At 64.6% G+C, this 24,227-nt stretch carries 26 protein-coding genes and 1 other RNA gene; 12 read left to right on the top strand and 15 right to left on the bottom strand.

Going from position 1 to position 24,227, the window contains the following annotated elements; genetic code table 11:
- Nucleotides 1–68: 68 nt before the first annotated feature.
- The 4 genes from O4220_RS11775 to pip all read left to right on the top strand — a co-directional run bounded on the left by O4220_RS11775 (nucleotide 69) and on the right by pip (nucleotide 4,208).
- Entirely contained in the window at nucleotides 69–1,799 is a 1,731-nt protein-coding gene (locus tag O4220_RS11775; protein WP_269604325.1) for an NAD+ synthase, read from the top strand.
- Nucleotides 1,800–1,917: 118 nt separating this feature from the next.
- Complete coding sequence (gene panB / locus O4220_RS11770; protein WP_269604323.1) at nucleotides 1,918–2,769, top strand: 3-methyl-2-oxobutanoate hydroxymethyltransferase; 852 nt, start codon at nucleotides 1,918–1,920, stop codon at nucleotides 2,767–2,769.
- A gap of 31 nt (nucleotides 2,770–2,800) precedes the next feature.
- Nucleotides 2,801–3,250 carry a hypothetical protein gene (locus O4220_RS11765; RefSeq protein ID WP_269604321.1) on the top strand — a complete coding sequence of 150 codons (450 nt, stop codon included), beginning with the start codon at nucleotides 2,801–2,803 and terminating at the stop codon, nucleotides 3,248–3,250.
- Between the two features lies 1 nt (nucleotide 3,251).
- The gene (gene pip / locus O4220_RS11760) at nucleotides 3,252–4,208 is read left to right on the top strand and encodes a prolyl aminopeptidase (RefSeq protein WP_269604319.1); all 957 of its coding nucleotides are present in this window, start codon (nucleotides 3,252–3,254) and stop codon (nucleotides 4,206–4,208) included.
- On the opposite strand, the gene O4220_RS11755 is transcribed toward pip, so the two are convergent.
- The 6 genes from O4220_RS11755 to O4220_RS11730 form a co-directional block, all read right to left on the bottom strand.
- Complete coding sequence (locus tag O4220_RS11755) at nucleotides 4,198–5,628, bottom strand: RNB domain-containing ribonuclease (RefSeq protein ID WP_269604317.1); 1,431 nt, start codon at nucleotides 5,626–5,628, stop codon at nucleotides 4,198–4,200. The genes pip and O4220_RS11755 overlap by 11 nt on opposite strands.
- Before the next feature lie 2 nt (nucleotides 5,629–5,630).
- Entirely contained in the window at nucleotides 5,631–5,813 is a 183-nt protein-coding gene (locus tag O4220_RS11750) for a hypothetical protein (RefSeq protein ID WP_027497419.1), read from the bottom strand.
- Nucleotides 5,814–5,870: 57 nt separating this feature from the next.
- Nucleotides 5,871–6,312: RNase P RNA component class A (gene rnpB / locus O4220_RS11745), an RNA gene on the bottom strand.
- 25 nt (nucleotides 6,313–6,337) lie between these two features.
- The gene (locus O4220_RS11740) at nucleotides 6,338–6,907 is read right to left on the bottom strand and encodes an MFS transporter (protein ID WP_269604314.1); all 570 of its coding nucleotides are present in this window, start codon (nucleotides 6,905–6,907) and stop codon (nucleotides 6,338–6,340) included.
- Complete coding sequence (locus O4220_RS11735; protein WP_269604313.1) at nucleotides 6,892–7,740, bottom strand: MFS transporter; 849 nt, start codon at nucleotides 7,738–7,740, stop codon at nucleotides 6,892–6,894. Before O4220_RS11735 ends, O4220_RS11740 begins: the two co-directional genes overlap by 16 nt.
- Nucleotides 7,737–8,315, bottom strand: a complete 579-nt coding sequence (locus tag O4220_RS11730) for a TetR/AcrR family transcriptional regulator (protein WP_269604312.1) — start codon at nucleotides 8,313–8,315, stop codon at nucleotides 7,737–7,739. The genes O4220_RS11735 and O4220_RS11730 overlap by 4 nt, the downstream gene beginning before the upstream one ends.
- A 71-nt stretch (nucleotides 8,316–8,386) precedes the next feature.
- On the opposite strand from O4220_RS11730, the gene O4220_RS11725 reads away from it, so the two are divergent.
- The 3 genes from O4220_RS11725 to O4220_RS11715 all read left to right on the top strand — a co-directional run bounded on the left by O4220_RS11725 (nucleotide 8,387) and on the right by O4220_RS11715 (nucleotide 11,120).
- On the top strand, nucleotides 8,387–8,911 hold the full coding sequence (locus tag O4220_RS11725; RefSeq protein WP_269604310.1) for a DUF1697 domain-containing protein: 525 nt from the start codon (nucleotides 8,387–8,389) through the stop codon (nucleotides 8,909–8,911).
- Nucleotides 8,908–10,158 carry an SLC13 family permease gene (locus O4220_RS11720; protein ID WP_269604308.1) on the top strand — a complete coding sequence of 417 codons (1,251 nt, stop codon included), beginning with the start codon at nucleotides 8,908–8,910 and terminating at the stop codon, nucleotides 10,156–10,158. The genes O4220_RS11725 and O4220_RS11720 overlap by 4 nt, the downstream gene beginning before the upstream one ends.
- 137 nt (nucleotides 10,159–10,295) lie before the next feature.
- Entirely contained in the window at nucleotides 10,296–11,120 is an 825-nt protein-coding gene (locus tag O4220_RS11715; protein WP_269604306.1) for a transglutaminase domain-containing protein, read from the top strand.
- Nucleotides 11,121–11,202: 82 nt separating this feature from the next.
- On the opposite strand, the gene O4220_RS11710 is transcribed toward O4220_RS11715, so the two are convergent.
- The 5 genes from O4220_RS11710 to cobC all read right to left on the bottom strand — a co-directional run bounded on the left by O4220_RS11710 (nucleotide 11,203) and on the right by cobC (nucleotide 15,666).
- Nucleotides 11,203–11,325: a hypothetical protein gene (locus O4220_RS11710; protein ID WP_269604303.1), complete on the bottom strand. Its 123-nt coding sequence runs from the start codon at nucleotides 11,323–11,325 to the stop codon at nucleotides 11,203–11,205.
- 185 nt (nucleotides 11,326–11,510) lie between these two features.
- Entirely contained in the window at nucleotides 11,511–12,620 is a 1,110-nt protein-coding gene (locus O4220_RS11705) for a bifunctional RNase H/acid phosphatase (protein WP_269604601.1), read from the bottom strand.
- Nucleotides 12,621–12,625: 5 nt separating this feature from the next.
- Nucleotides 12,626–13,363 carry a zinc ribbon domain-containing protein gene (locus O4220_RS11700; RefSeq protein WP_269604300.1) on the bottom strand — a complete coding sequence of 246 codons (738 nt, stop codon included), beginning with the start codon at nucleotides 13,361–13,363 and terminating at the stop codon, nucleotides 12,626–12,628.
- A 105-nt stretch (nucleotides 13,364–13,468) separates the two neighbouring features.
- Complete coding sequence (locus O4220_RS11695) at nucleotides 13,469–14,590, bottom strand: Nif3-like dinuclear metal center hexameric protein (protein ID WP_269604298.1); 1,122 nt, start codon at nucleotides 14,588–14,590, stop codon at nucleotides 13,469–13,471.
- 14 nt (nucleotides 14,591–14,604) lie between these two features.
- Complete coding sequence (gene cobC, locus O4220_RS11690; RefSeq protein ID WP_269604296.1) at nucleotides 14,605–15,666, bottom strand: Rv2231c family pyridoxal phosphate-dependent protein CobC; 1,062 nt, start codon at nucleotides 15,664–15,666, stop codon at nucleotides 14,605–14,607.
- A gap of 56 nt (nucleotides 15,667–15,722) precedes the next feature.
- Here cobC and O4220_RS11685 point away from each other — a divergent pair, with 56 nt between their 5' ends.
- The 3 genes from O4220_RS11685 to O4220_RS11675 are packed head-to-tail and all read left to right on the top strand — an operon-like array spanning nucleotide 15,723 to nucleotide 17,821.
- Nucleotides 15,723–16,415, top strand: coding sequence for an HAD-IA family hydrolase (locus tag O4220_RS11685; protein ID WP_269604293.1), 693 nt, complete (start codon nucleotides 15,723–15,725; stop codon nucleotides 16,413–16,415).
- Nucleotides 16,412–16,885 carry a low molecular weight protein-tyrosine-phosphatase gene (locus O4220_RS11680; protein WP_269604291.1) on the top strand — a complete coding sequence of 158 codons (474 nt, stop codon included), beginning with the start codon at nucleotides 16,412–16,414 and terminating at the stop codon, nucleotides 16,883–16,885. Before O4220_RS11685 ends, O4220_RS11680 begins: the two co-directional genes overlap by 4 nt.
- An 18-nt stretch (nucleotides 16,886–16,903) precedes the next feature.
- Nucleotides 16,904–17,821, top strand: coding sequence for an SURF1 family protein (locus O4220_RS11675; protein ID WP_269604289.1), 918 nt, complete (start codon nucleotides 16,904–16,906; stop codon nucleotides 17,819–17,821).
- Here the strand turns inward: O4220_RS11675 and O4220_RS11670 are convergent.
- The 3 genes from O4220_RS11670 to O4220_RS11660 form a co-directional block, all read right to left on the bottom strand.
- The gene (locus O4220_RS11670; RefSeq protein ID WP_269604287.1) at nucleotides 17,762–18,730 is read right to left on the bottom strand and encodes a cobalamin biosynthesis protein; all 969 of its coding nucleotides are present in this window, start codon (nucleotides 18,728–18,730) and stop codon (nucleotides 17,762–17,764) included. The genes O4220_RS11675 and O4220_RS11670 overlap by 60 nt on opposite strands.
- A 46-nt stretch (nucleotides 18,731–18,776) precedes the next feature.
- A complete protein-coding gene (locus O4220_RS11665; protein ID WP_256991029.1) occupies nucleotides 18,777–18,902 on the bottom strand; it encodes a hypothetical protein in 126 nt (41 codons plus the stop codon).
- A gap of 191 nt (nucleotides 18,903–19,093) precedes the next feature.
- Nucleotides 19,094–19,990, bottom strand: a complete 897-nt coding sequence (locus O4220_RS11660; protein ID WP_269604283.1) for a LysR family transcriptional regulator — start codon at nucleotides 19,988–19,990, stop codon at nucleotides 19,094–19,096.
- Nucleotides 19,991–20,102: 112 nt separating this feature from the next.
- Between O4220_RS11660 and O4220_RS11655 the strand changes: the two genes are divergently transcribed.
- On the top strand, nucleotides 20,103–21,596 hold the full coding sequence (locus tag O4220_RS11655; RefSeq protein ID WP_269604281.1) for a CoA-acylating methylmalonate-semialdehyde dehydrogenase: 1,494 nt from the start codon (nucleotides 20,103–20,105) through the stop codon (nucleotides 21,594–21,596).
- A gap of 33 nt (nucleotides 21,597–21,629) precedes the next feature.
- Nucleotides 21,630–22,796: an iron-containing alcohol dehydrogenase gene (locus O4220_RS11650; RefSeq protein WP_269604279.1), complete on the top strand. Its 1,167-nt coding sequence runs from the start codon at nucleotides 21,630–21,632 to the stop codon at nucleotides 22,794–22,796.
- Between the two features lie 6 nt (nucleotides 22,797–22,802).
- Here O4220_RS11650 and O4220_RS11645 read toward each other — a convergent pair whose 3' ends face one another.
- A complete protein-coding gene (locus tag O4220_RS11645) occupies nucleotides 22,803–24,203 on the bottom strand; it encodes an amino acid permease (protein WP_269604277.1) in 1,401 nt (466 codons plus the stop codon).
- Nucleotides 24,204–24,227: the final 24 nt, after the last annotated feature.

Raw genomic sequence — 24,227 nt, 5'->3', positions numbered from 1 at the left:
GGTCTTTCCGACCACACTCCATTCTCGCTGCCCGGCAGGGACGGCCGCCGAGCACTAGCGTCTACGTGGTGCAGGCCCTCCGACTCGCCCTGGCCCAGACCAACTCCGTCGTCGGCGATCTCACGGCGAACTCCGCCGCGATCGTCGAATGGACGGTCCGCGCCGCTCACGACGGTGCAAACGTGGTGGTGTTTCCCGAGATGGCTCTGACGGGATACCCGGTCGAGGATCTGGCTCTTCGGCCATCGTTCGCCGCCGCATCCGCCTTAGCCCTCACCGAATTGGCCGCTGCGCTCGATGCCGCCGGATGCGGCGACCGCATCGTGGTGGTGGGCTACCTCGATCGCGATGCAAAAGGCTCGCGAAACAGCGCCGCGGTGATCGTCGACGGACGGGTGACAACTCGCTACGACAAGCACTCTCTTCCCACCTACCGAGTGTTCGACGAGGCCCGCTATTTCGCTCCCGGATCACGCTTGAGCATCGTCGAGGTGAACGAGGTGCGACTCGGAGTTGTTGTCTGCGAAGACATCTGGCAGTCGGGCGGATCGGTGGCGGCCTACGGGGCAGCAGGTGTCGACATGCTGCTCTGTCTCAACGCCAGCCCCTTCGAACAGGGTAAGGACGAGGTACGGCACTCCGTCGCAGCGCGCCGGGCCACCGAGATCGGCGTCCCGATCGCGTACGTGAATGTGGTCGGCGGTCAAGACGAGCTGGTGTTCGACGGGGCGAGCTTCGTCACCGGCCCCGACGGTTCCACCTGGGGACGCTCCCCGCAGTTCGTCGAGCATCTGCTGATCGTCGACGTGGACGCGCCCACCGATCCGCGTCCGAACGCCGAGGCGGTACCCGGCTGGAGCATCGATCGGGTACCGCTGCCCGACGTCGCGATCACCGGCTGGCAGCGAGCGGAGCCGTTTCTCTCCGACGTTGCTTGCGCAGAGGAACAGGTGTGGGGCGCTCTGGTGACCGGCTTGCGAGACTATGTGCACAAGAACGGCTTTCGTTCGGTGGCTCTGGGACTGTCGGGTGGTATCGACTCGGCGGTGGTTGCGGCCATCGCCATCGACGCCCTCGGTAGCGATGCGGTGCACGCCGTGGCGATGCCGTCGACGTACTCCTCGGGTCACTCCCGCACCGATGCCGAAGACCTTGCGTCGCGCACCGGTATCCACTTCCGCGTCGAGCCCATTGCAGACATGGTCGCCTGCTTCGTCGACCAGCTGCACCTGACCGGCCTGGCCGAGGAGAACATTCAGGCGCGCTGTCGCGGCATGACGTTGATGGCACTGTCGAACACATTCGGCCATCTGGTTCTGGCCACCGGCAACAAATCCGAACTGGCCGTTGGCTATTCGACCATCTACGGTGATGCGGTCGGCGGCTTTGCGCCGATCAAGGACGTACCGAAGTCGCTCGTGTGGGAGTTGGCGCGATGGCGGAACAAATCCGCTGCCGACCGCGGGGACATTCCGCCGATCCCCGAGTCCAGCATCGACAAGCCGCCGTCCGCCGAGCTCAGGCCGGGACAGCTCGACACCGACTCGTTGCCCGACTACGACGAACTCGACGCGATCCTGTTCAGGTACGTCGACAACGATCAGGGGTACGACGACATCGTCGCGGCCGGTTTCGACGCGGTGGTGGTCGCGGACATTCTCCGCAAGGTCGATGCGTCGGAGTACAAGCGGCGTCAGTATCCGATCGGCAGCAAGGTCACCTCGCGTGCCTTCGGACGCGATCGCCGGATGCCGATCACCAACGGGTGGCGGGACTACGCGGCACCCGATCGACTGTGACGAATTGCACTATCCGGACCGCTCCGACAGGTAGTGCGCGGTGGCAGACTCTTCTGTGTCATCACACCCCATCCCGGGGACCCGCCGAGCGGGCCTCGAGGACCAGAAAGGGACAAAGATGTCCGAAACTGCTGTGTACGGCGGCTCTTCTCAGGAAGTACCTTCGACCGGTTTGACTCGCAAGACCCGCACCCACCATCTGTTGCAGATGAAGGCAGAGGGCGAGCGCTGGGGAATGCTCACCGCGTACGACTACTCCAGTGCGCGCATATTCGAGGAAGCCGGAGTTCCGGTGCTCCTCGTCGGCGATTCCGCCGCGAACGTCGTCTACGGCTACGACACCACCGTGCCCATCACGGTCGACGAACTGCTTCCGCTGGTCCGTGGAGTGGTCCGCGGTGCGCCGCACGCCCTCGTCGTCGCCGACCTGCCCTTCGGCACCTACGAGGCCTCGCCGCAGCAGGCGCTCGAGACAGCGGTGCGGTTCATGAAGGAAGGTCTCGCAGGCGCGGTCAAGCTCGAAGGCGGCGAGCGCGTCGCCGGCCAGATCGCCGCCATCACCGCCGCAGGCATTCCGGTGATGGCCCACGTGGGCTTCACCCCGCAGAGTGTCAACACCCTCGGCGGCTTCCGAGTGCAGGGCCGCGGCGACGCGTCCGAGCAGCTGGTAGCCGACGCCATCGCGGTTCAGGAGGCCGGTGCGTTCGCCGTCGTCATGGAGATGGTTCCCGCCGACATCGCCGGTCAGGTCACGCGCAAGCTGACGATTCCGACGGTCGGCATCGGCGCCGGCAACGAATGTGACGCCCAGGTCCTGGTGTGGCAGGACATGGCCGGATACACCAACGGCAAGACCGCGAAATTCGTCAAGAAGTTCGCTGACGTCGGCGATTCACTGCGCACCGCGGCAACCACGTATCTGTCCGAGGTTGGCTCGGGCGTGTTCCCCGGACCCGAGCACAGCTACTGATCGTTCCGGTTCGGATGGCACACTCGAGGCCATGACAACCAGACGGGGTACTACGTCCATCGCAGGTAGAAGCGCAGTCGCACTGGCCGGTGCGGCTGCGCTGCTCACTCTCGTGGGCGCATGCAGCACCGATACCACCAACACCGGTTCGACGTCCGGGACGACGACGGTCGCACCGACCACCACGGTCACGTCGACGCCAGCGGAAGCGGTGATCACCGATGTCCAGAAGCAGCAGTTGTGCACCGATCTGGAAGCGCAGCTGTCCAATTGGCGCGTTCAGGGTCCCACGCTCGGCCGCGGCGGGTTGAACATTCTGGTGCAGACCTGGGCGGCGCAGAGCGGCGTCATCAACCTACAGGTGGTGCAGAACCGAGCGATCGTCGACGACGTCACGAAGGAAACGTGTTCGGACGTTCGAGACGAGGCCATCCGCTCGCTCGACATTCCGGACCTGGCGTCGGGTCTGGTGGGCTTCTAGGATGCGGACTCTGTACCCCGAGATCGAGCCTGTCGAGACCGGGCACCTCGACGTCGGCGACGGCCAACGAATCTACTGGGAGGTCTCCGGAAACCCGGATGGAGCGCCGGTGGTGTTCGTGCACGGCGGTCCGGGCGGTGCCACAAATGCGTTGCAGCGGCGCTACTTCGACCCGCAGGCCTATCGGATCGTCTTGTTCGATCAGCGGGGCTGCGGGCAGTCGACGCCACACATAGCCGACGGCGGCGATCTGTCGGTCAACACCACCGATCGGTTGATCTCGGATATGGAGAAGCTCCGGGAGCATCTCAGTATCGACACGTGGTTGGTGTTCGGCGGTTCGTGGGGCTCGACGCTGTCGCTGGCGTATGCCCAATCGCATCGCGACCGTGTGCGCGGGCTGATACTGCGTGGGATCTTTCTCGTACGGCCGTCGGAGATCGACTGGTACTACGGGGGCGGTGCCGGCCACATCTTCCCCGATCTGTGGGAGAAGTTTCTCGCGCCCATTCCGGAGGACGAACGCGACGGCAATCTCGTCGAGGCGTATCACCGGCAGTTGATGTCCGAGGACTCCGAAGCCGCGACGCGAGCAGCTGTGGCCTGGTCGACCTGGGAGGCGGCGACAAGTTATCTGCTGCCGAAACCGGATGCAGTGCAGGACAACTCGAATTCGCGGTTCGCCCTTGCATTCGCCGGTATCGAAAACCACTATTTTCGCAACAACTGCTTTCTCGAAGAAAATCAACTGCTACGCGACGCCCACCTGCTCGACGGTATTCCAGGCGTCATCGTGCAGGGCCGCTACGACGTCGTATGCCCGGCAACGAGTGCGTGGGCGCTGCACAAGGCATGGCCCGGTGCCGATCTGGTGATCGTCGACGACGCAGGGCATTCTGCCGCCGAGCCGGGCATCGTGCACCACCTCGTCGAGGCGACCGACCGATTCAGGCCGTGACGGGCGAGTAGCCGAAAGCGATCTTGCGCGAGTCGGTGTCGGCCTGGGTCAACCGGACCGTCACCGACTCCCCCGCAGGAGGTTCGCCGTCGCACTTGCCGATGACGATGGGATTCGACACGAGTACCTCGGCATCTCGCTTGCCCTCGGCACCGCGAAGTACGACCGCATCGAATGTCTCACCCACTCGATCTTTCAGTACGTGTGCCTCGGTGAGGTCGACGCATGCACGGTCGACCTTCGACGCTGCAGAATCGGATCCACGCATGATCGCCGGTAGCTCGGGTAAGGCCTGCGTCGCCCATTCCGGCACCGCCGATCCAGCTACGACCGCCAGGCACACTTCGGTGGCGAACCGATCCGACAGCCGCCGCAGTGGCGCTGTCACATGGGCATAGGGCGCGCCGATTCCCGAATGCTCCACGGTTGCGTCACCGCCGGCCGCGCTGGTCGTGCGATCGAACGCGAGGTAGTCCGCTCCGCGCAGCAAGCCGGTCGCCTGGCTCATCATCGCCAGTGTCGACGGTTCGTCGGCGGGCAGGTCTGCCAGGACTGCTCCGGCGGACGCGCCTGCGGGCCAATCGATTCCGAGAACAGCGGCGGTCCTCTTCAAGGTTTCGACGGCCTCGCCCGGGGCGGGCGGAAGGGTACGAACGATGCCGATTCCGGCGTCGAGCATGATCCTGGCGGCGCACATTCCCGTCAACAGCGACACCTCGGCGTTCCAACCGTCCACTGCCGTACGGGGTTGCAGGACTATGCGCCAGCCCGTCCCGTCGGGCACCACTTCCTGCTCGGGCAGCGTGATGTCGATGGCTCCGCGGCGTCTGGCCGCGTTCGCCCGTTGCGATCCGAATTCTGCCAAGGCGGCGATCGAGGGATGCGGAGTGCCCGCGTCGACGTCGGCTTGCACTCCGGCGTAATCGAGCCGTGCGACAGATCGCACCAGCGCGCGGGTGACCGTCCAGGCCGCCGCCTCGCCGACGTCGTCGAGTTCGATGGTCCACAGCGCGGCGCAGCGAGTCTGTCCCTCCAACAGGCTTCCCGAGTCCTCCGACAACTCACGTGGGTGCAGCGGAACAGATCCGTCGGGAAGGTAGAAGGTCTGGCCGCGTCGGCGGGTTTCCAGGTCGAGCGCTCCCCCCGGCATCACCAGCGCACCCACGTCGGCGATCGCGTAGTGCACCACCAATCCGTTGGACGTCTTCTCGATGTGAACGGCTTGATCGAGATCCTTCGAGCCCGGCGGGTCGATGGTGACGAAGGGAATGTCGGTGCGGTCGATCCTGCTGTCGGCGTGCAGATCTCGGGCGTTCTGCGCTTCGCGCAACACCGCTGCGTCGAAGACATCGGACAGACCGAACTCGGATCTGATGGCCTCGAAATCGAAGTTCGGAGCCCTCAGCCGGGTGAGCAGCACCGTCAGTTGTTCCAGTCGTCGTCGGAGTCGGCGGCCTTGTTGCGCGCGGCTGCGATTTTCAGCGCCTGCTCTGCGGTGGCCTTGTCCGGATACGGACCCATGCGGTCGAGGGCATTGGTCTCCTTGCCCTGCACAACCTGCTTGGTGCTGATGTCGTAGTACCAGGAGCTGTCGTCGTCGGTCATGACTTCCAGTGTGCCCCATGGAGCGACGCGGAAGGAGGACTGCGAGAAAATCGAGTGCGAACGAGTCGGCCTGTAAGCCGGATCCTGTCTGCCGTTCCTACTTACGCAGGTTCGACTTCGACGACCATCCATCTGGGCACACCGTTGCCGGGTACCTCGAGCAGTCCACCCGCAGGCTCGGGCGAGCAGCCCTCGAGCACCTGCGCAGCTGCACCCCTTGCGCGATGCAGCCTTCGACCTTGCTCCGGGCGGGGTTTACCTAGCCACCCCAGTCACCTGGGGTGCTGGTGCGCTCTTACCGCACCGTTTCACCCTGACCTGCAGTTCGATTCCGAAGAACCGATCCGCAGGCGGTCTGTTTTCTGTGGCACTGTCCCGCGAGTCACCTCGGGTTGCCGTTAACAACCGCCCTGCTCTGTGGAGTCCGGACTTTCCTCGGCCCGAAGCGCGACGGAAGCGATCCGCCGGTCCTCCGAGCCGCAGCCGTCCGGCCAACTCGTTCGCGATTGCGTACTCTACCCGGCTCACGTCGGATGTTGGGCGACTGCCCGGCCACGAAGAACAGTGGCACTCACGATGGCCGCGGCAGCGGTGACGGCTGCACCGACCCCGGCGGCCGACGTGTAGGACCCCTCCGAGGGAAAGGTGGACCCGGCACTGGTCCCGGTGGCCAACACGAGCCCACCGATCGCACTACCGAAGGCAAATCCGACGCTGCGCACCACCTGGGTGATACTCATGGCACTCGACGTCTCCGCCGAAGGCACGACCGGCAGAACGACGGCCGGGAGCGCAGCCGAGAAGCTACCGACCCCGAAGCCCAGAATTGCCATCGCCGCGCAAAGTTCCACGATGTCGGTGCGTGCGAGGGCAAACAGAGCGAGGGCCACCAGAACGACGAGCGCGCTGACCGTCAGTGCCCTGCCGGGCCCCACTCGACGCAGTGCACGGGGTACGAGCTTGCCCGCGAGAAACCCGAACACCGAGAACGGAACCAGAACCAACCCAGCGGCGAACACGTCGAGCCCGAAGCCGTATCCGACGCCGGAGGGCGTCTGCGCGTATCGCGTGACGAGAGTCAGCAGCAGATACATGCCTGTACCGCCGAGAACATTGCGCCGTTCGCTCCGACCACTGCCCGTTGGCGGAGCAATCGGAGATCGACGAGTGGTGCCGGGCTCGAGAGTTCGACGCGTACCCAGATGGCGGCAGCGACGAGTGCCCCTGCGCCGAGTACCCCTGCCGTCCATACGTGGCTCGTCCACAGCGCGGTCTCACTCACGAGAATCAATACGAACGACAGAGCGAGCGCGAGCAGCACTGCACCGGGAACGTCCATACGAGTCGCACGTTTCTGGGTGGAGGGTGGAATGACCTTCAGCGCAACCGCCAGCGCCATCACCGTCAGTGCTGCACCGAATCCGTACGCGGCGCGAATCCCGGCACGGTCGGTCAAGAACCCTGCCAACGGGTAACCCACACCGACACCTGCAGTCGATGCAACCGACAACAGCGCGATAGTCGAACCAGACCGACTGCTGGACAGATGATCTCGCGCAACACCCATCAACATCGAGGTCAGGGCCAGCCCCACTCCCTGGGCCGCGCGGCCGAGGAGCAACCAGGCGAAAGGCAGCGGCAGCGCGGTCAGAACTCCACCGACCGACACGACGCCGAGCGTTCCGAGGATGGCCGCCCTCCGATGCGGACCGGATCCCAGCCGACCGAGCAACGGCGTGGTCACGGCACCTGTCAACAAGGCCAGCGTCAACGTCCACTGAGCACTCGACAGCGAAACGTCGAATGTGATTGCGACACTGGTGATCAGCGGGGCACCGAGGCTGCCGACAGCGGCGACGACCACTCCGACGAACACCAACGCGGGTATCAGCAGGCGCTCTGTGCGGCCCTCGGAGTCGGCGATCATCGGTTCGTGTCACTGGTGATGTGGTCGAACAATCCGGGGTGGATGCGAGTGCCCACTCCGTTCGCCCAGGGTCGGTCGACGTCATGAATCTGCAGGGCCGCGCCGCTGTTGAGCAGCATGCCGAAGGCCAGAAAGGCTTTGACGGTCACCGCGTCGAGACCGGTGATCTCTTCGACCGTGTTCCACATCCGGCCGAACGCCTCTCGAACGGCGTCCCGCACCTCGGAGTCGCCACACGCGGCGATCCCCTGCAGCTGTAGCAAGAGTGCGGTTCGGTCCTCGAGCATGGCGTAATAGCGCTCCCCCATCGCGGCCAACGCTTCTTGCCCGGTGGCAGTACCTGCCGCCTCGCGCATCCCATCCGCCACACGGTCGAAAGACGCGACGACCAACTCGGAGAAGAGTGCCTTCTTGGTGCCGAATATTCGAAAGATGTAGGCCTGGGTGATCCCTGCTTCCCGGGCAATCCTGTCGGTCGAACCGCCGTGCAATCCGGACGAAGCAAATTCGTCTGCCGCTATCCGCAGTATTTGCTGCCGACGGTCCGAGCCTGTCATCCGTTCTCGCTGCGCCATGCCTCGAAGTTACTGGTTACTAACTACTGACCTCAATAGTTGCCCCAGTGCGCTTCACTACAGTTCCTTCCATGAGTGAAAGGGTCGTGCTGCTGCGCGGCATCAACGTCGGCGGCATCAACATCAAGATGGTCGACCTCCGCGCAGCGTTGGCCTCGGCCGGCTTCGCGAAGGTCCGCACCATTCTGGCGACCGGCAATGTACTGCTGCAGTCGCCGCTGACCGCCGCCGCCCTGAAAGCACAGGTGGAGAGCACGCTCGCCGAGGCGTTCGGCTACCGAGCCTGGGTTGTCGTACTCGACGTCCCGACACTGGGGGCGATAGTGGAGTCCTACCCGTTCGACGCCGAACGGGAAGGCTGGCATCCTTATGTGGTGTTCGGTAGCGACGATAGCCATTTGACCGAATTGTCCGCTCTTGCAGAAGAACTCGACCCCGAGCTCGAGAGGATTGCCGAGGGGAACAGCGTGCTCTATTGGGAGGTGCGTAAGGGCAACACCACCGACAGCAGATTCGGGAAAGCCACGGCGAAGGCGAAGTACAAGGCCACGACCACCACGCGGAACGTTCGCACTCTCGTGAAAATTCTCGCGTGACCGTTCTCGCTGCGGCATTGGTCGCCGCCGTTCTCGTTTTCGCCATCGTTCGCCCGCGCGGTCTCCCCGAGATCGTCGCTGCACTTCCAGCGGCCGCCGTTGTGCTTCTCGTCGGCCTCGTCAGCCTCGACGCCGCTCGTGAGCAGGTACTCGAGCTCGCCCCCACCGTCGTCTTTCTGGCGTTCATCCTGATCCTGGCGCATCTGTCGGATGCCCTCGGTGTGTTCACCTGGATCGCCGCGAAGCTACGCCGCGGATCCAAGGGCAGCCCTCGCAGACTCCTCACCCTCGTGTTCGCAGCTGCCGCGGCAACCACCGCCGTACTGAGCCTCGACGCGACCGTGGTTCTGCTGACACCGGCCATCATCGGTGCTGCTCGCATCCTGGGGATGTCGCCGCGTCCACACAGTTACGCCACTGCGCACCTGTCCAATTCGGCGTCGACACTGCTGCCGGTGTCGAATCTGACCAACCTGCTGGCCTTCGCTGCGACCGGACTGACCTTCCTGCATTTCACGGCCCTGATGGCACTGCCGTGGATTTTCGCGGTCGCCATCGAATTGGCGGTGTTCCTGATCTTCTTCCGCAAGGATCTGACCCGCACTGCGGCCCCACCGAGCAGTTCCACAGAGCAGAACACCGACGACGTGCCGGCACCTCGCAGCACGCTGCTCATCCTCGGTGCCACACTCGTCGGCTTTGCGGTGGCGGGACTGTTCGATATCGAACCTTTCTGGGTGGCTGCAGTGGGGTCGATTGCGCTCGCGATTCCGGCACTTCGAGCTCGCCACACCACACCTCGCGCCATTCTGCGCGGTGCCGATCTGCCGTTCTGTGGCTTCGTATTCCTGCTCGGCATCGTCGTTCTCGGCGTGACGACGGGGCCGATCGGCGACTGGCTGGCGCGAATTCTGCCGTCCGACACAACCTTCGCGTCCCTGCTGGCCGCGGCTGCCATTGCGGCGGTGGCGTCGAACATCGTCAACAACCTGCCCGCGACCCTGCTGCTGCTGGCCGCGTTCGGGGCCGACGCTCCCCCGGCGCTGTTGTTGGCCATGGTGATCGGGGTCAACCTCGGCCCCAACCTCACCTACGTCGGGTCGCTGGCGATCATGCTGTGGCGACGCGTCGCATCGGCCAACGACGAGCCAGCGGATCTGCGAACGTTCACTGTGCTCGGCGCCATCACCACTCCGCTGACCATCGTCGGTGCAGTGGCGGGCCTGTGGCTTGCGCTGCAGATCTAGGCCTCGGAAACCAGCTACTGACTCGAGCAACGTCGACCCCGGGGTCGCCCTATCGGCGCGAGACGTCGTCGTCGAAGTTGTCGCCTGCACCAGCGAGAATCTCGAGGCGACAATGGATTGCCATAGACTGCTGCGCCATGGGTGAAGTGCTCGACTACGCATTGCCCGGACCGCTGACCAGCGTCGCCGGCGTTGATTCTCGTGCGCTCGAACTGCTGGCCACCGACGCTGTGGGGATATGCCAAGTCGTTTCCGACCTGGTCATACAGCCTTCCGATGCCCAGGTTTTGAACCTGCCCGATGATCGGTTCGTTGAGAACCAGATCCGCTCGAGCAGTAGTTTGTTGGGTTTGCTACTCGCGATGGATCCGTCGTCGCTCACCATCGGTAGGCAACCATCCAACCGTGTCGTGGGAACCTGTCGGCACTTCGCAGTTATCAGTTGCGCGCTGTTGCGCTATCGGGGTATCGCAGCACGGGTCCGCTGCGGCTTTGCAACCTATTTCCAACCAGGACGGGGAGTCGACCACTGGATTACGGAGTACCGGGACGGTGACAGCGGACGGTGGATCCGCATCGATTCCGAGGTGCTCGGGCGAGACATTTTGCCACGCGCGCACGATCTCGAGCCCGGAGATTTCCTCAGCGGCGGTGAAGCGTGGAGTGCGTATAGACGCGGGGAGATCGACGCGTCCCAGTTCGGCGTCTACGGGACATCCAACTGGGGGCCTGCGGAAATTCGCGGTAACGCGGTCAAAGATCTTGCAGCTCTCAACAATGTTGAGATGTTGCCGTGGGACGAATGGGCCCGTATGACAGATGCCTATGACGGAAAGACCGGGCCTGAATACGACCTACTGCTCGACGAACTTGCCGAAGTGTGTTCGACTGAGGACCTTCTGGCTATCCGCAATCTCTACCGCCACGAAGCCTTGCAGGTGCCGGAGAGCCTCATCCGGTAAGTCCCCGTTGCACTGACGGCGAGCGGGTAGTAGATGCAGACCATCGTAGCTCTGGTGACAGTGGGTGAAGTTCGCGTGCGTCCTAGTTGTCGCTGCCGAAGAACCACCAGGCAAGGGTGATTGCGACGACGGCCGCGAGTACGAACAACAGTGCGGCGGTCCAGTGGGGGTTGACGGTGTCGATGTCGTTCAGCGCAAACGCCATTGGGTGTCGCCCCCCTGTCGGTGCGTCGAGATTCGTCCGCTGTCGGTGGCGTCCGGTGTGGCACTCCCTCTGAAGGATCTCAGGGCTTTGACCTGCCGAGCGGTCAGGTGGTGGCGGGTGTCGTCTCAGCCCCTCAGGTCCACTTGCTCCTGAACCTTCGGCACATCGAGCGCCCGCCGCGAGGATCAGGCCATTCCAGCCAAGTGGGAGGTGTCGTTCACCAATCGCACCGAGGCCCCACCGTCGGGGTAGAACTCGGCGATACTGAGCGACGCGAGATCGAGGTGCAGTCGATACAGCAGCGACGGGCCGACGTCGAGCGCAAGTTGCAGCAGCATCTTGATCGGGGTGACATGGGTGACCACCAGAAGGGTTTTCCCGGCGTACTCGGTGAGCAACCGGTCGCGGGTCGCTTCGATGCGTACCCGCACCGCGTCGAAACTCTCCCCGTTCGGTGGTGCCACGGAAGTGTCGCCGCGCCACGCCTTGTGGACCTCGGGGTGACGTTCCATGGCCTCGGTGAACGTCAGACCTTCCCAGTCGCCGAAGTCGGTCTCGATGAGACCGTCCACAGTGGTGACGGGCAATCCCAGGCGGTCGGCTGTCGCCGAGGCCGTCTGTTGGGCACGCGCCAGTGGCGAGGCAACGATGGCGTCGATATCTGTCCGCACACCGAGAACCGTTGCGGCAGAATCTGCTTGGCGTTGTCCCAGGTCCGTCAAGTCAGGATTGCCGCGGCCGGAGTATCGCCGGTCGACCGACATGGGGGTCTGGCCGTGCCGCAGCAACAGCAGACGCGTCGGCTCCCCCGTCGCACCGGTCCACCCGGGCGACTCGGTCTTCTTCGCAACCGGCTGGGCGTCGGGCAATTCCGACAGGTCCACACCCTCGGCCGCGGCGTCCATGGCCTCGTTCGCCAACGCATCGGCGTGCGAGTTCTGCGCGCGCGGAATCCACTCGTAGGTGACGGAATCGAATTCGCGGGCAAGTTGGGCCGCTCGGCGCTGAAGCGGAATCATGTCCGGGTGCTTCACTTTCCAGCGCCCGGACATCTGCTCGACGACGAGTTTGGAGTCCATACGGACGGCCACTTCACGGGCCCCGACATCACGAGCCGCAGTCAGTGCGGCGATCAGGCCGTTGTACTCGGCGACGTTGTTGGTGGCCACGCCCAGCGAAGCCCGACGCTCGGCGAGCACCTGCGAGCGATCGGCGCTGAACACCACCGCGCCGTATCCAGCGGGCCCGGGGTTTCCCCGCGATCCACCGTCGGCCTCGGCGACAACCCGCGACATCTGGCTCAAATTCCGGATTCCTTGGTGCGCACCAGGATTGCGTTGCATTCGGAGCAACGAATCAGCGCGTCTGCCGGCTTGTTGGCAATGCTGGCGATCTCGTTGCGATCGAGCTCGATTCGGCAGGCACCGCAGCGGCGAGCCTGCAGCAGTGCCGCACCGCGGCCGGTGAGCGCGCGCTGCTTCTCGTAGAGCGCAAGGAGATCCGCGGGCAGCCCCGAAGCCAGGGACTCGCGGCGCTCGGCGCTGCGCTTCTCGGCGGTATCGAGGTCTGCGACGGCGTCGTCGCGGCGGCGGCCGGCGTCGACGAGTTCGTCCTCGATCTGCGTCAGCTGCGCACCGGCGTGCTCGTAGTCCCGCTCGCTGGCCTCACGCTGCTCCATGACCTCCAGCAGTTCCTCCTCGAGGATGCCCTGGCGACGCTCGAGGCTGCCGAGTTCGTGCTGCAACTCGGTCATCTGCTTCGGCGCGATGGTGCCGCTCTCGAGCATCTTCTTGTCGCGCGCCTCGCGTTGACGAACTGCGTCTACCTCACCCTCGAGCTTACGAATGTCTCTGTCGAGGTCGTCCATCGAAATCTGCACCGTGACCGCGGCGTCCTTGCGGGTGGTGCGCTCGGTCTCGAGCTTGTCCACCTCCTGCTGCTCGGGGAGGCTTTTGCGGCGATGGGCGATCTGCGAGAGTTCGGTATCCACACCGGCCAATTCGAGTAGCGAGGCCTGGACTTTGGGATCGACGTTCACGCTTGATGACTCCTGCGACTATGGAAGTTGATTCGGATTACCCTACCGGCTGCGGGAAAGTGAGTGAGCCGGATCCACTCGATGGCCGGTCACGGGGTTCGATGGTCACAGCGTCCACGGGTCGGTACGGACCTCGGTGACCCGACTGCTCCAACCGTCCGTGTCTCCGAACGCGGCGTCGACGATACTTCGGGCCTGTTCGCACCACGGGAACTCCGACGCCCAGTGCGCGGTGTCGATCACCGCGGGCCCACCCGCGCGCAGATGTTCGTCGACGGGGTGGTGTCGCAGATCCGAGGTGACGTACACGTCGGCGTCGGTTCGCGCGACTGCAGACAGGAACGAATCCCCCGCTCCCCCGCACATTGCGACCACCGAGACCATGGCGTCGGGGTCACCGGCGGCTCGTACGCCCCAGCTGGTGGCCGGCAACGCGTCCCGAACGACGTCGGTGAACTCGGCGAGGGTCATCGAATTCGGCAGTCGACCGATGCGCCCCAAGCCGGTGCACGACGGTAAGGCCGCGGACTCGAAGACGTCGAACGCGGGCTCCTCGTATGGGTGTGCGTCCCGTAGAGCCGAAAGCACCCGCGCGCGTTGCGCTTTGGGTGCGACAACCTCGATGCGATCCTCTGTCTCCGTGTGCACCTCACCGAGAACGCCCAGTGTCGGGTGCGCATTCGGCCCGGGACGGAACTGGCCGAGACCGGTCGCCTGCCAGCTCGCTTCGCTGTAGTCACCGATCTGTCCGGCTCCGGCGTCGAACAGGGCTTGCCGCACCGCGGCCGAATCGGTGGACGGTACGAACACCACCCATTTGTCGTGTGCAGGTGCGGGAATGGGGTCGAGTGGCCTGGTGTCGATCACGCCCAGCGCGGCTGCGAGTGCGTCGGAGACACCGGGATCGGCGGAGTCCGCATTGGTGTGGGCCGTGAACAGTGCACAATCGGCTCTGATCAACCGATGAATCACCGAACCCTTGGCGGTATCGGCTGCCACGGTGTCCACACCTTTGAGCAGGAGCGGGTGGTGCGCCACGATCAGATCGGCACCCCACGCGATGGCCTCGTCGACCACCGTTTCGGTGACGTCGACGGTGTACAGAACCTGCTGCACAACCATTTTCGGGTCTCCACACACCAGCCCCACCGAGTCCCAACTCTCGGCCAGGCGTGGTGGGTAGGCGTTGTCGAGAACCTCGATGACGTCCGCCAGTGTCACTGCCATGTTCGTTGCTCTCCTCACAGAACGGTGTTCAACGCATTGACCAGTATGTCGACCCGCTGCGAGTCCCGTACCGCCACGCGTAGGTAGTGGCGATCCAACCCTGGGAACGTGTCGCCCCGCCGAACCGCAATACCCTTCGTGCGCAGACGCTCTCGAACCAGATCGGCGTCGTCGAGTCGAATCAGCAGATAAGGTGCCCGGGCCGGGCCCGCCACGGAGAGGCCCAGGCCCCCAAGCCGCCGAATCATCACTGTTCGTTCGCTGTCGATGCGCTCGGCTTCGGTTCGAGCCTGCTGCGCCGCGAAGGGTTCGGTGCAGGCACGGATCGCTTCGATTTGCAGACTCCCCAGCGGCCAGTGCGCGCGGCCGTGCTGCATCCTCGCGAGAACGTCAGGGTGCCCCAGCGCGTATCCGCATCGCAACCCTGCCAACGCCCACGTCTTCGTGAGGCTGCGCAGAACCACCACGTCGTCCAGGCTCTGCGACGCGACCGATTCTCCGGCTCCGAGGACGGCGTCGGCGAATGCCTCGTCGACCACCACCGTTCGGCCGGGCCGACGCAGGCTCAGGATCGCCTCGCACGGGTGCAGAACCGACGTCGGGTTGGTGGGGTTGCCGATGATCACCATGTCGGCGGCATCGGGCACCAGCGTCGGGTCGAGCTCGAAAGGCGGCGGCAAAATCACCCGTTGCACTGGTACACCCGCCTGTTCCAGCACCCAATCGGGCTCGGTGAAGGACGGATGAATCGTTGCCGCCAGTTGTGGCCGCAAACGCGGCAGCATCGAGAAGCCCTCGGCCCCGCCGCTGAGCAGCAGCACCTCGTCCGGGGAGCGGCCGTGGTGTGCGGCCACCTGCTCTCGTGTGGCGTACTCGGCCGAAGCGCTGGGGTACGAACCCAGCGAACTCAGTGCAGCGGCCAGCCGGTCCCGAAGCCATGCCGGCGGGCCGTCGCCGCGCACGTTGACAGCGAAGTCGACGAATCCGGACTCGACCTCCGCGTCTCCATGGTGACGAAGGAGCTCATCCGGCCTGTGACGGAGGATCGCGTCTGGTTCGGCAGTTGTATCGGACATCGCGACGAGCGTAGCCGCAGGCATTCCCGACCAGGCCGGACCGTTAGGCTTCGAACATGCCTGCCGTCACCCCCGCGTCCGTTGTCCTGTTCGATCTCGATGGGACGTTGACCGATTCCGCACCGGGAATTCACGCCGGTTTTCGCCACGCGCTGGCCTCGGTGGACGCCCCCGAGCCGACCGAAGAGCAGCTGTCTCTGGTCGTCGGGCCGCCGCTGATCGACACCTTGCGCGGGCTGGGTCTGGACGAGGATGCGGCACAGCGCGCGCTGGCGGCGTACTTCCAGCGGTACGACGAGCGGGGCTGGGCCGAGAACACCGCGTTCGACGGCATCGAGACGGTGCTGACTCGATTGCAGAACCGAGGAGTGCGCCTCGGGGTGGCGACATCGAAGTCGGAGCGCTTCGCCGTTCGCATTCTCGACCACTTCGGTCTGTCTCGGTACTTCGAGTTCATCGGAGGCGCCAGCAACGACGGCACCCGACGAGCGAAGTCCGATGTCATCGCGCACTCGTTGTCCAATCTCGGCATCGACCCGGTCGAACACGCAGACGGCGGCACCGACGGGGTGATCATGATCGGTGACCGTGACCACGACGTACACGGTGCAGCTCGATTCGGCATCCCTACCGTGTACGTGGAGTGGGGCTACGGCATCGACGGCGAGAGCGACGACGCCGCGTTCACCGCATCGAACATGGACGAATTGGCTGCGGTGCTCGAGCAGAACACGGTGGCAGGGCAGTGAACGAGCCGCTGCATGTGACGTTCGTGTGCACCGGCAACATCTGCCGATCGCCGATGGCCGAGAAGGTCTTCGCCGCGCATCTGCGCGATGCCGGTCTCGCCGATGCCGTGCGGGTGTCGAGTGCGGGCACCGGCGGCTGGCACGTGGGCGACGGTGCCGATCCCCGCACCGTCGCCGAGCTCGTTGCCCATGGCTACGACGGTGACCACGAGGCCGCGCAGGTCGGACCGGATCACCTGGCGGCCGATCTGATCGTCGCGCTCGACACCGGCCACGCGAAGGCGCTGCTGCAGCTCGGCGCGCCGGCCGATCGGGTGGCCCTGCTGCGATCGTTCGATCCCGATGCCGACGACTCGTCGGTCGCCGACCCGTACTACTCGTCCGACGCCGCGTTCACCGAGGTGCGCGAGCAGATCGAAAGTGCGGTGCCCGGGCTGTTGAACTGGGCACGGTCTCAGCTCTCCGGCTGACCCCGCTACCGTGGTGGGGTGGAGAAGTTAGGGTTCTTGCTGCGTCCGAAGTGGTTGGTGCTGGCCGCCGTCGCGCTGGCGTTCGCGTTTCTGTGCTTCAGCGTGCTCGCTCCGTGGCAGCTCGGCAAGAACACCTCGACCTCTGCACGCAACGACCTGATCACCCGGTCGGTCGATGCAGATCCGGTACCCATCTCGGACATCCTCACCGCCAACGGCTTCCCGGCCGACGACGAATGGCGCCGCGTCATCGCGACAGGTTCCTACGATGTCGATTCCGAGGCACTGGTGCGGCTGCGCAGCATTCGGGAACAGCCCGCGTACGAGGTCATCACCCCGTTCGAGATCGACGGTGGGCCCACCGTACTGGTCAACCGCGGGTACGTGCTGCCGGTGGAGGGCACAAGACCACCCGACTTCGCGCCCGCACCTACGGGACAGGTAACGCTCAACGCCCGAGTGCGTCAGGCCGAGGGCACGTCGCGGGAACCGATCGAGGAAGACGGTCACCTGCAGGTCTACAACATCAATCCGGAGCAGATCGGCGCGGCGGTCGGCGTCGATGCGATCGACGGGTACCTCCAGCTCGACGACGATCAGCCGGGCGGGCTGGGCCTGATCGAATTGCCTCAGACCGATGCAGGGCCCTACCTTTCCTACGGTCTGCAATGGCTGGCGTTCGGCATCATGGCACCGCTGGGTCTGGCGTACTTCGTTCGCGCCGAGATCAGGGAGCGACGTCTGTCTCGTGCCGAGATGGCCGACGCGATGTCCGGCGAGCCGGATCCCGCTCCCGACAACGAGCCCGTACCCGACGAAGAAGAAGAGTTCACACTTCCCACTCGACGCGAGAAACGCGCCAGAGCGCGCGCTGCGTCACGTCCTACGGTGCCGTCGGATCCTCGCCTGGCCGATCGCTACGGCAAGAATCGCTGACGCGATCACCGACAGTTCTTGCACCCGGGTCGAGAGGGTGACCGCACGGCGAAGGTCGCGCGCTGTGGGCGAGGCCCCGTCCCCAAGGGTCGGCCGGTTCTCGACGCCGTGTCGATACTGCGTTCTGCCTCCGAGCTGCAGTCCCAGCGCGCCGGCGGCCGAGGCCTCGGCAACGCCTGCATTGGGGCTGGGATGCTTCGACGCGTCGCGACGCCACATTTTTGCTGCCTCGACGGGCGAGCCGTGCACCAACCGCGCTGCCAGTACCGTCGCCAGTCCGGTGACCCGGGCGGGCACCAGGTTCATCACATCGTCGATTCGCGCTGCGGCCCAACCGAAGCGCAGATACTTCTCGGACCGATAGCCGACCATGGCGTCGAGCGTGTTGCTCGCACGATAAGCCAGGATTCCCGGCACTCCAGCACACGCGCCCCACACCAGGACACCCACAGCGGCGTCGGATGTGTTCTCTGCGATGGATTCGAGAGCGGCGCGCGCCAGCCCGTCGGAGTCGAGTGATTCCGGATCGCGCCCACACAGCGACGGGAGCAATGCACGACCACCCACCAGGTCCTCGTTGTCGAGGCGATCCGCCATCTGCCCACCCACCCTGGACAGCGACGTTCCACCCAGCGCTGCCCATGTGGCGGCCGCGACCAGAACTGTATCGGCAGGTGCACCCAGGCGGGCAGCCGCGCGGCTCGTGGCGATGCCGATAGCGGCCGCCGAACCGATCAGCGTCAACGCATGAACGGCTCCGACGGCTTTGCTGTCACGGTAGAGAACTCGTTCGACGTGCAGTGCCGTCGTGCCGAACCCTGCGACCGGATGCCAGCGCCGTGGGTCTGCGAACACGCGATCGAGGCCGTAGCCGATCAGTAAGCCGATCGCTCGGGGGTGTGTCCACATCCCACGAATCTTGCCAACTGCGTATCCGGTACCGAGAACCGGTGCGTCAGGCCCAGCGGTGGCGGTATGCGCTCGCGAGTTGACGGTTGCGGAAGTCGATGTCGCTTCCGTCGTTGAGCAGGGCGATTGCCATTCCTACGAAGCCGACGGCTGCCATTACGAACATTGTCATGATTCCCCCAGAATCTCGAGTGGATCCGCAGTGCGGACTTGGCTGTACCCGATTGTTACCCGCCAGTAGGCCGATTCCTACTCGTTTGAGGTGGCCGTCACGTGTGTCGGTCGTCACGAGACGCCCGTCTCATCCGAACGTCCAAAATTCAACGGCCACCGGCCATCTCGCGCTGTGTAGTTCTCCCGTAGTTACTGCGGCACAGGAAAGAGATGCTGCTCGTCGGTCACGACCGAGCGCAGAAATTCGTCGACGGCCTTCACGCGCGCCAGACCGGTCAGCTCTCGCGGCACCACCGTCCAATACGTCCTCTCGACCGAGACGACGCCGGGCAGCACCGAGGTGAGCGCCACGTCCGGCTCACCGATGTAGCTGGGCAGCGGCGCAATTCCCACACCGGATCTCGCCGCGATCCACTGCCCGGTGATGTTGTTGGTCTGAATCTGCGCGCGGCCCTCGGGCAGGATCGAGTCCAGGATTCGCAGCGGCGCGACATCGAGCAGCGCATCGACGTACGAAATCAGCGTGTGGCCTCGGAGGTCGTCGACGGTGCGGATCGGCGACATCGCGGCGAGATACTTTCCGGTGGCATAGAGCTCGAGCGAGTACGTCGCCAACCTGCGCGTGACGACGAATCTCGGCGACGGCCGCTCCAGCGTGATCGCGATGTCGAATTCCCTTGTCGCCAACGAGTTGTGCTCAGTCGCGGTGACCAACTCGATATCGAGATCAGGGTGCTTGTCTCGCAGTACGCCGAGTTTCGGTGTCAGTACGAAGGCTCCGAAGCCGTCCGGAGCCGCGATACGGACGGTGCCGCGCAGCGTTCCGGTGTCGGACGTCTGATCCTCGAACGCCGCGATGAGCGTCGACTCCACGGTTTCGGCATATCCGACGAGCCGCCGCCCCGCCTCGGTCAATCGCCAACCCGACGGGGTTCTGTCGAAAAGCCGCTGTCCGGCCGACTTTTCGAGTGCCGTGATGCGACGGCCGACGGTGGTGTGGTCCACACCGAGAGTCCGAGACGCGTCGGTCAATCGTCCCGTTCTCGACACTTCGAGGAAGTAGCGGAGGTGGTCTGGGTTGAACACTCACCCACCCTATCTCCCTGTGCAATTATGCAGAGCAATCTGCGATTTTGGGCTTTGACATGTGCATCGTTACCAGTGAGACTCGAGACACACCGATGGAAAGGATCGAACGTTGACCGACGTCATTGCGCACTGGATCGATGGCAAGACCTACTCCGGCAAGTCCGACCGGACTTCCCCCGTCACCAACCCGGCGACCGGCGAGGTCACCGGCAGCCTCGCCCTGGCCGACACCGACGACGCCCGCGCGGTCATCGACGCCGCCGCCGCTGCATTCCCGGCGTGGCGCGACACCTCTCTGGCCAAGCGAACCGCCATCCTGTTCTCGTTCCGAGAGCTGCTGAACGCCAAGAAGAACGAGCTCGCCGAGATCATCACTGCCGAACACGGGAAGGTTCTCTCCGACGCCCTGGGTGAAATCTCGCGTGGCCAGGAAGTCGTCGAATTCGCCTGCGGCATGGCGCATCTACTCAAGGGCGGCTACACCGAGAATGCATCGACCGGAGTCGACGTCTACTCGATCCGTCAGCCGCTCGGGCCCGTCGGCATCATCTCGCCCTTCAACTTTCCCGCCATGGTTCCGATGTGGTTCTTCCCCATCGCCATCGCGGCCGGTAACACCGTGGTCCTCAAGCCCTCCGAGAAGGATCCCAGTGCGAGCATCTGGTTGGCGAAGCTGTGGGCCGAGGCAGGACTGCCCGACGGCGTGTTCAACGTGCTCCAAGGCGACAAGGTGGCCGTCGACGAGCTGCTCGAGAACAAGAAGATCAAGTCGATCTCCTTCGTCGGCTCCACCCCCATCGCCCAGTACGTGTACTCCACCGGCACCGCCCACGGAAAGCGCGTCCAGGCCCTCGGCGGTGCCAAGAACCACGCCGTCGTCCTCCCCGATGCCGATCTCGACCTCGCCGCAGACGCCATGGTCAACGCCGGCTTCGGCTCTGCAGGCGAACGATGCATGGCCATCTCCGCACTCGTCGCCGTCGGGAACATCGCCGACGAACTCGTGGCCAAGATCGCCGAACGCACCACGCCGTTGGTCACCGGCGACGGAACTCGCGGGGCCGACATGGGACCACTCGTGACGAAGGCCCACCGAGACAAGGTCTCCTCCTACGTCGATGCCGGCGAAGCCGCCGGAGCCACCCTCGTCGTCGACGGCCGCGGCGTGAAGGCCGATGGTGGAGAGAACGGATTCTGGCTCGGCCCCACGCTCATCGACCATGTCACCCCCGAGATGAGCGTCTACACCGACGAGATCTTCGGACCGGTTCTCTCGGTCGTCCGCGTCGATACCTACGACGACGCGCTCGAGCTCATCAACGACAATCCCTACGGCAACGGCACCGCCATCTTCACCAACGACGGCGGCGCGGCCCGACGTTTTCAGAACGAGGTGGAGGTCGGCATGATCGGCATCAACGTCCCGATCCCGGTCCCCATGGCGTACTACAGCTTCGGCGGTTGGAAGAACTCCCTCTTCGGCGATAGCCACGCACACGGCACCGAAGGAGTGCACTTCTTCACCCGAGGAAAGGCCGTCACCAGCCGCTGGCTCGACCCCAGCCACGGCGGCATCAACCTCGGTTTCCCCGAAAATAGCTGAGCCCCGAAAACAGCTGACTCGAAGGAGCACACCATGGTTGCCAATATTTCGTTTCCTCGGTTTCTCAAGCTGGGCGGCGGTGCAGTCGAAGAGCTGGGCACAGTCCTGAGCGATCTCGCCGTGTCGCGGCCGTTGCTCGTCACCGATGCGTTCATGGCCGGCAACGGCTCGGCAGATCGTTTGATGAAGATCATGACCGAGGCCGGGAAGACGCCCGCACTGTTCTCCGGCACCGTTCCGGATCCGACGACCGATTCGTTGGTCCCCGGCCTCGAGGCGGTGCAGCAGCATGCGGCCGATTCGATCATCGGATTCGGCGGTGGCAGTCCGATGGACACGGCCAAGGCGCTGGCCATTCTCGCGGTGCAGGGCGGGACGATGCGGGACTTCAAGGCACCCGTGCTCTCGACCGGCCCGGCCCTGCCCATCATCGCCATTCCTACCACGGCCGGAAGTGGTTCGGAGGCAACCCAGTTCACCATCATCACCGACGTGGCCTCGGATGAGAAGATGTTGTGCCCCGGTCTGTCCTTTCTGCCGATCGCATCCATCATCGACTTCGAGTTGACGATGTCGATGCCCGCGCGCCTGACGGCCGATACCGGTGTCGATGCACTGACCCACGCCATCGAGGCATACGTCAGCAAGAAGGCCAACCCCATCTCCGACGGTTTGGCGCTCAGCGCGATTCGCACGATCGGGACGTCGTTGCTGCGGGCGTATCAGGACGGCGACGACCGGCAGGCACGCGAGGCCATGATGCAGGCCTCGACGCAGGCGGGCATGGCGTTCTCCAACGCAAGCGTCTGTCTGGTGCACGGTATGAGCCGACCGATCGGTGCGCATTTTCATGTTGCACACGGGCTGTCCAACGCGATGCTGTTGCCCGCCGTCACGGCATTCTCGATCGACGGAGCATCAGCGCGTTACGCCGACTGCGCTCGCGCGCTCGGTGCGGCGTCGGAAAGCGATTCGGATCAAATTGCCGGGGGCAAGTTGCAGGACGCGATCGTCACCCTGTGCCGTGAGGTCGAAGTTCCCACACCTGAGTCGTTCGGTGTCGACAAGACGAAGTGGGACGACCTGTTGCCACTGATGGCCGAGCAAGCTCTCGCCTCCGGTAGCCCGGGCAACAATCCTGTGGTGCCTACCGCCGAGCAGATCGTCGACCTGTATCGGCAGGTCTACGCGGGTATCTAGTCGACATCACTCCGATGCGCGGGCGACAACACTGTCGCGCCGCGTATTTCGGCGTTGTACGAGGACACCACCGATCACCGTGACTGCCGCGAGCACCGCCGACAGCAGGATCGAAGACCGCTGTTCCGGCCGCACCACCATCATGACCAGGACGAAGACGATGAACCCGATGGCCAAATAGGTGAGCCACGGGTACAGCCACATTCGAACGGCAGGGCGTTCGCCGTCGCGGTCGAGTTGACGTCGCAGCACCAGTTGACTGCTGGCGATGGCGAGGTAGACGAACAGCGCGACGGCACCGGTGGTTGCCAGCAGGTAGGTGAAGAGCTTCTCGGGCAGGATGTAGTTGCCGACGACGGCGAGGAACCCGAGAACCATCGACGCGATCACCGCGATCCACGGCACTCCGTTCGACGTGATCTTCTTGACCGCCCGAGGTGCATCCCCTCGATCACCGAGCGAATACAACATGCGCGACGCGGTGTATAGCGCCGAATTCAGGCACGACGCGACGGCGGTCAGGATGACGATGTCCATGATGGTCTCGGCATGGGGAATTCCCATCTTGGACAGTACGTACTGGTACGAGCCCGTTGCCGGATCCAGTTCGTTCCAGGGCACCAACGCGACGATGATGAAGATCGACCCGAAGTAGAAGATCGAGATACGCCAGATCACCGAGTTCGTCGCGCGGGTGATTCCCTTCGCCGGGTCCTTGGATTCGGCGGCGGCGATGGTGACGATCTCCGATCCCATGAACGAGAACATCGTGGTGAGCATGGCGGCTATCACCGCGCCGAATCCGAGCGGCATGAAGCCGCCCGAGGCCCAGAGCTGGTCCACGCCACTGACTTCGGAGTTCGGCAACCATCCCAGGATGGCTGCGATGCCGAGGCCGATGAAGGCGATGATGGCCACCACCTTCACGAGCGCGAACCAGAACTCGAATTCACCGTAGTTGCCGACGCTGATCAGATTGGTCGCAGTGAGAGCAACGACGATGATCAGTGCCCACATCCATTGCGCGCCGCCCAACCAGTTGGTGAGGATGGCGGCTGCGGCGGTCGCCTCGACGGGGATCACCAGTACCCAGAACCACCAGTACAGCCAGCCGACGGAGAAGCCGGCCCAATGTCCCAGTGCGCGTGTCGCATACGTGGAGAACGAACCGGTGTCGGGGTTGGCGGTGGCCATTTCCCCGAGCATGCGCATCACCAGGATCACCAGGAGTCCGGCGAAGAAGTAGGCCAACAGCACCGCAGGTCCTGCGGTTGCGATGGCGTTGGCGGAGCCGACGAACAATCCGGCACCGATCACTCCGGCTATCGAGATCATTGTCACGTGCCGCGGTTTGAGACTGGTGCCGAGTCCGTGCTCTCCGGTGTCTGGCTTATCGGTAATTGCCATCCCGATAGTCCAGCACAAGGTCAG

The sequence above is a fragment of the Rhodococcus ruber genome, from assembly GCF_027270735.1.
GTDB lineage: Bacteria > Actinomycetota > Actinomycetes > Mycobacteriales > Mycobacteriaceae > Rhodococcoides > Rhodococcoides rubrum_A.
Note: the sequence above shows the minus strand (reverse complement) of the source record. Positions and strands in the feature narration are given on the sequence as shown.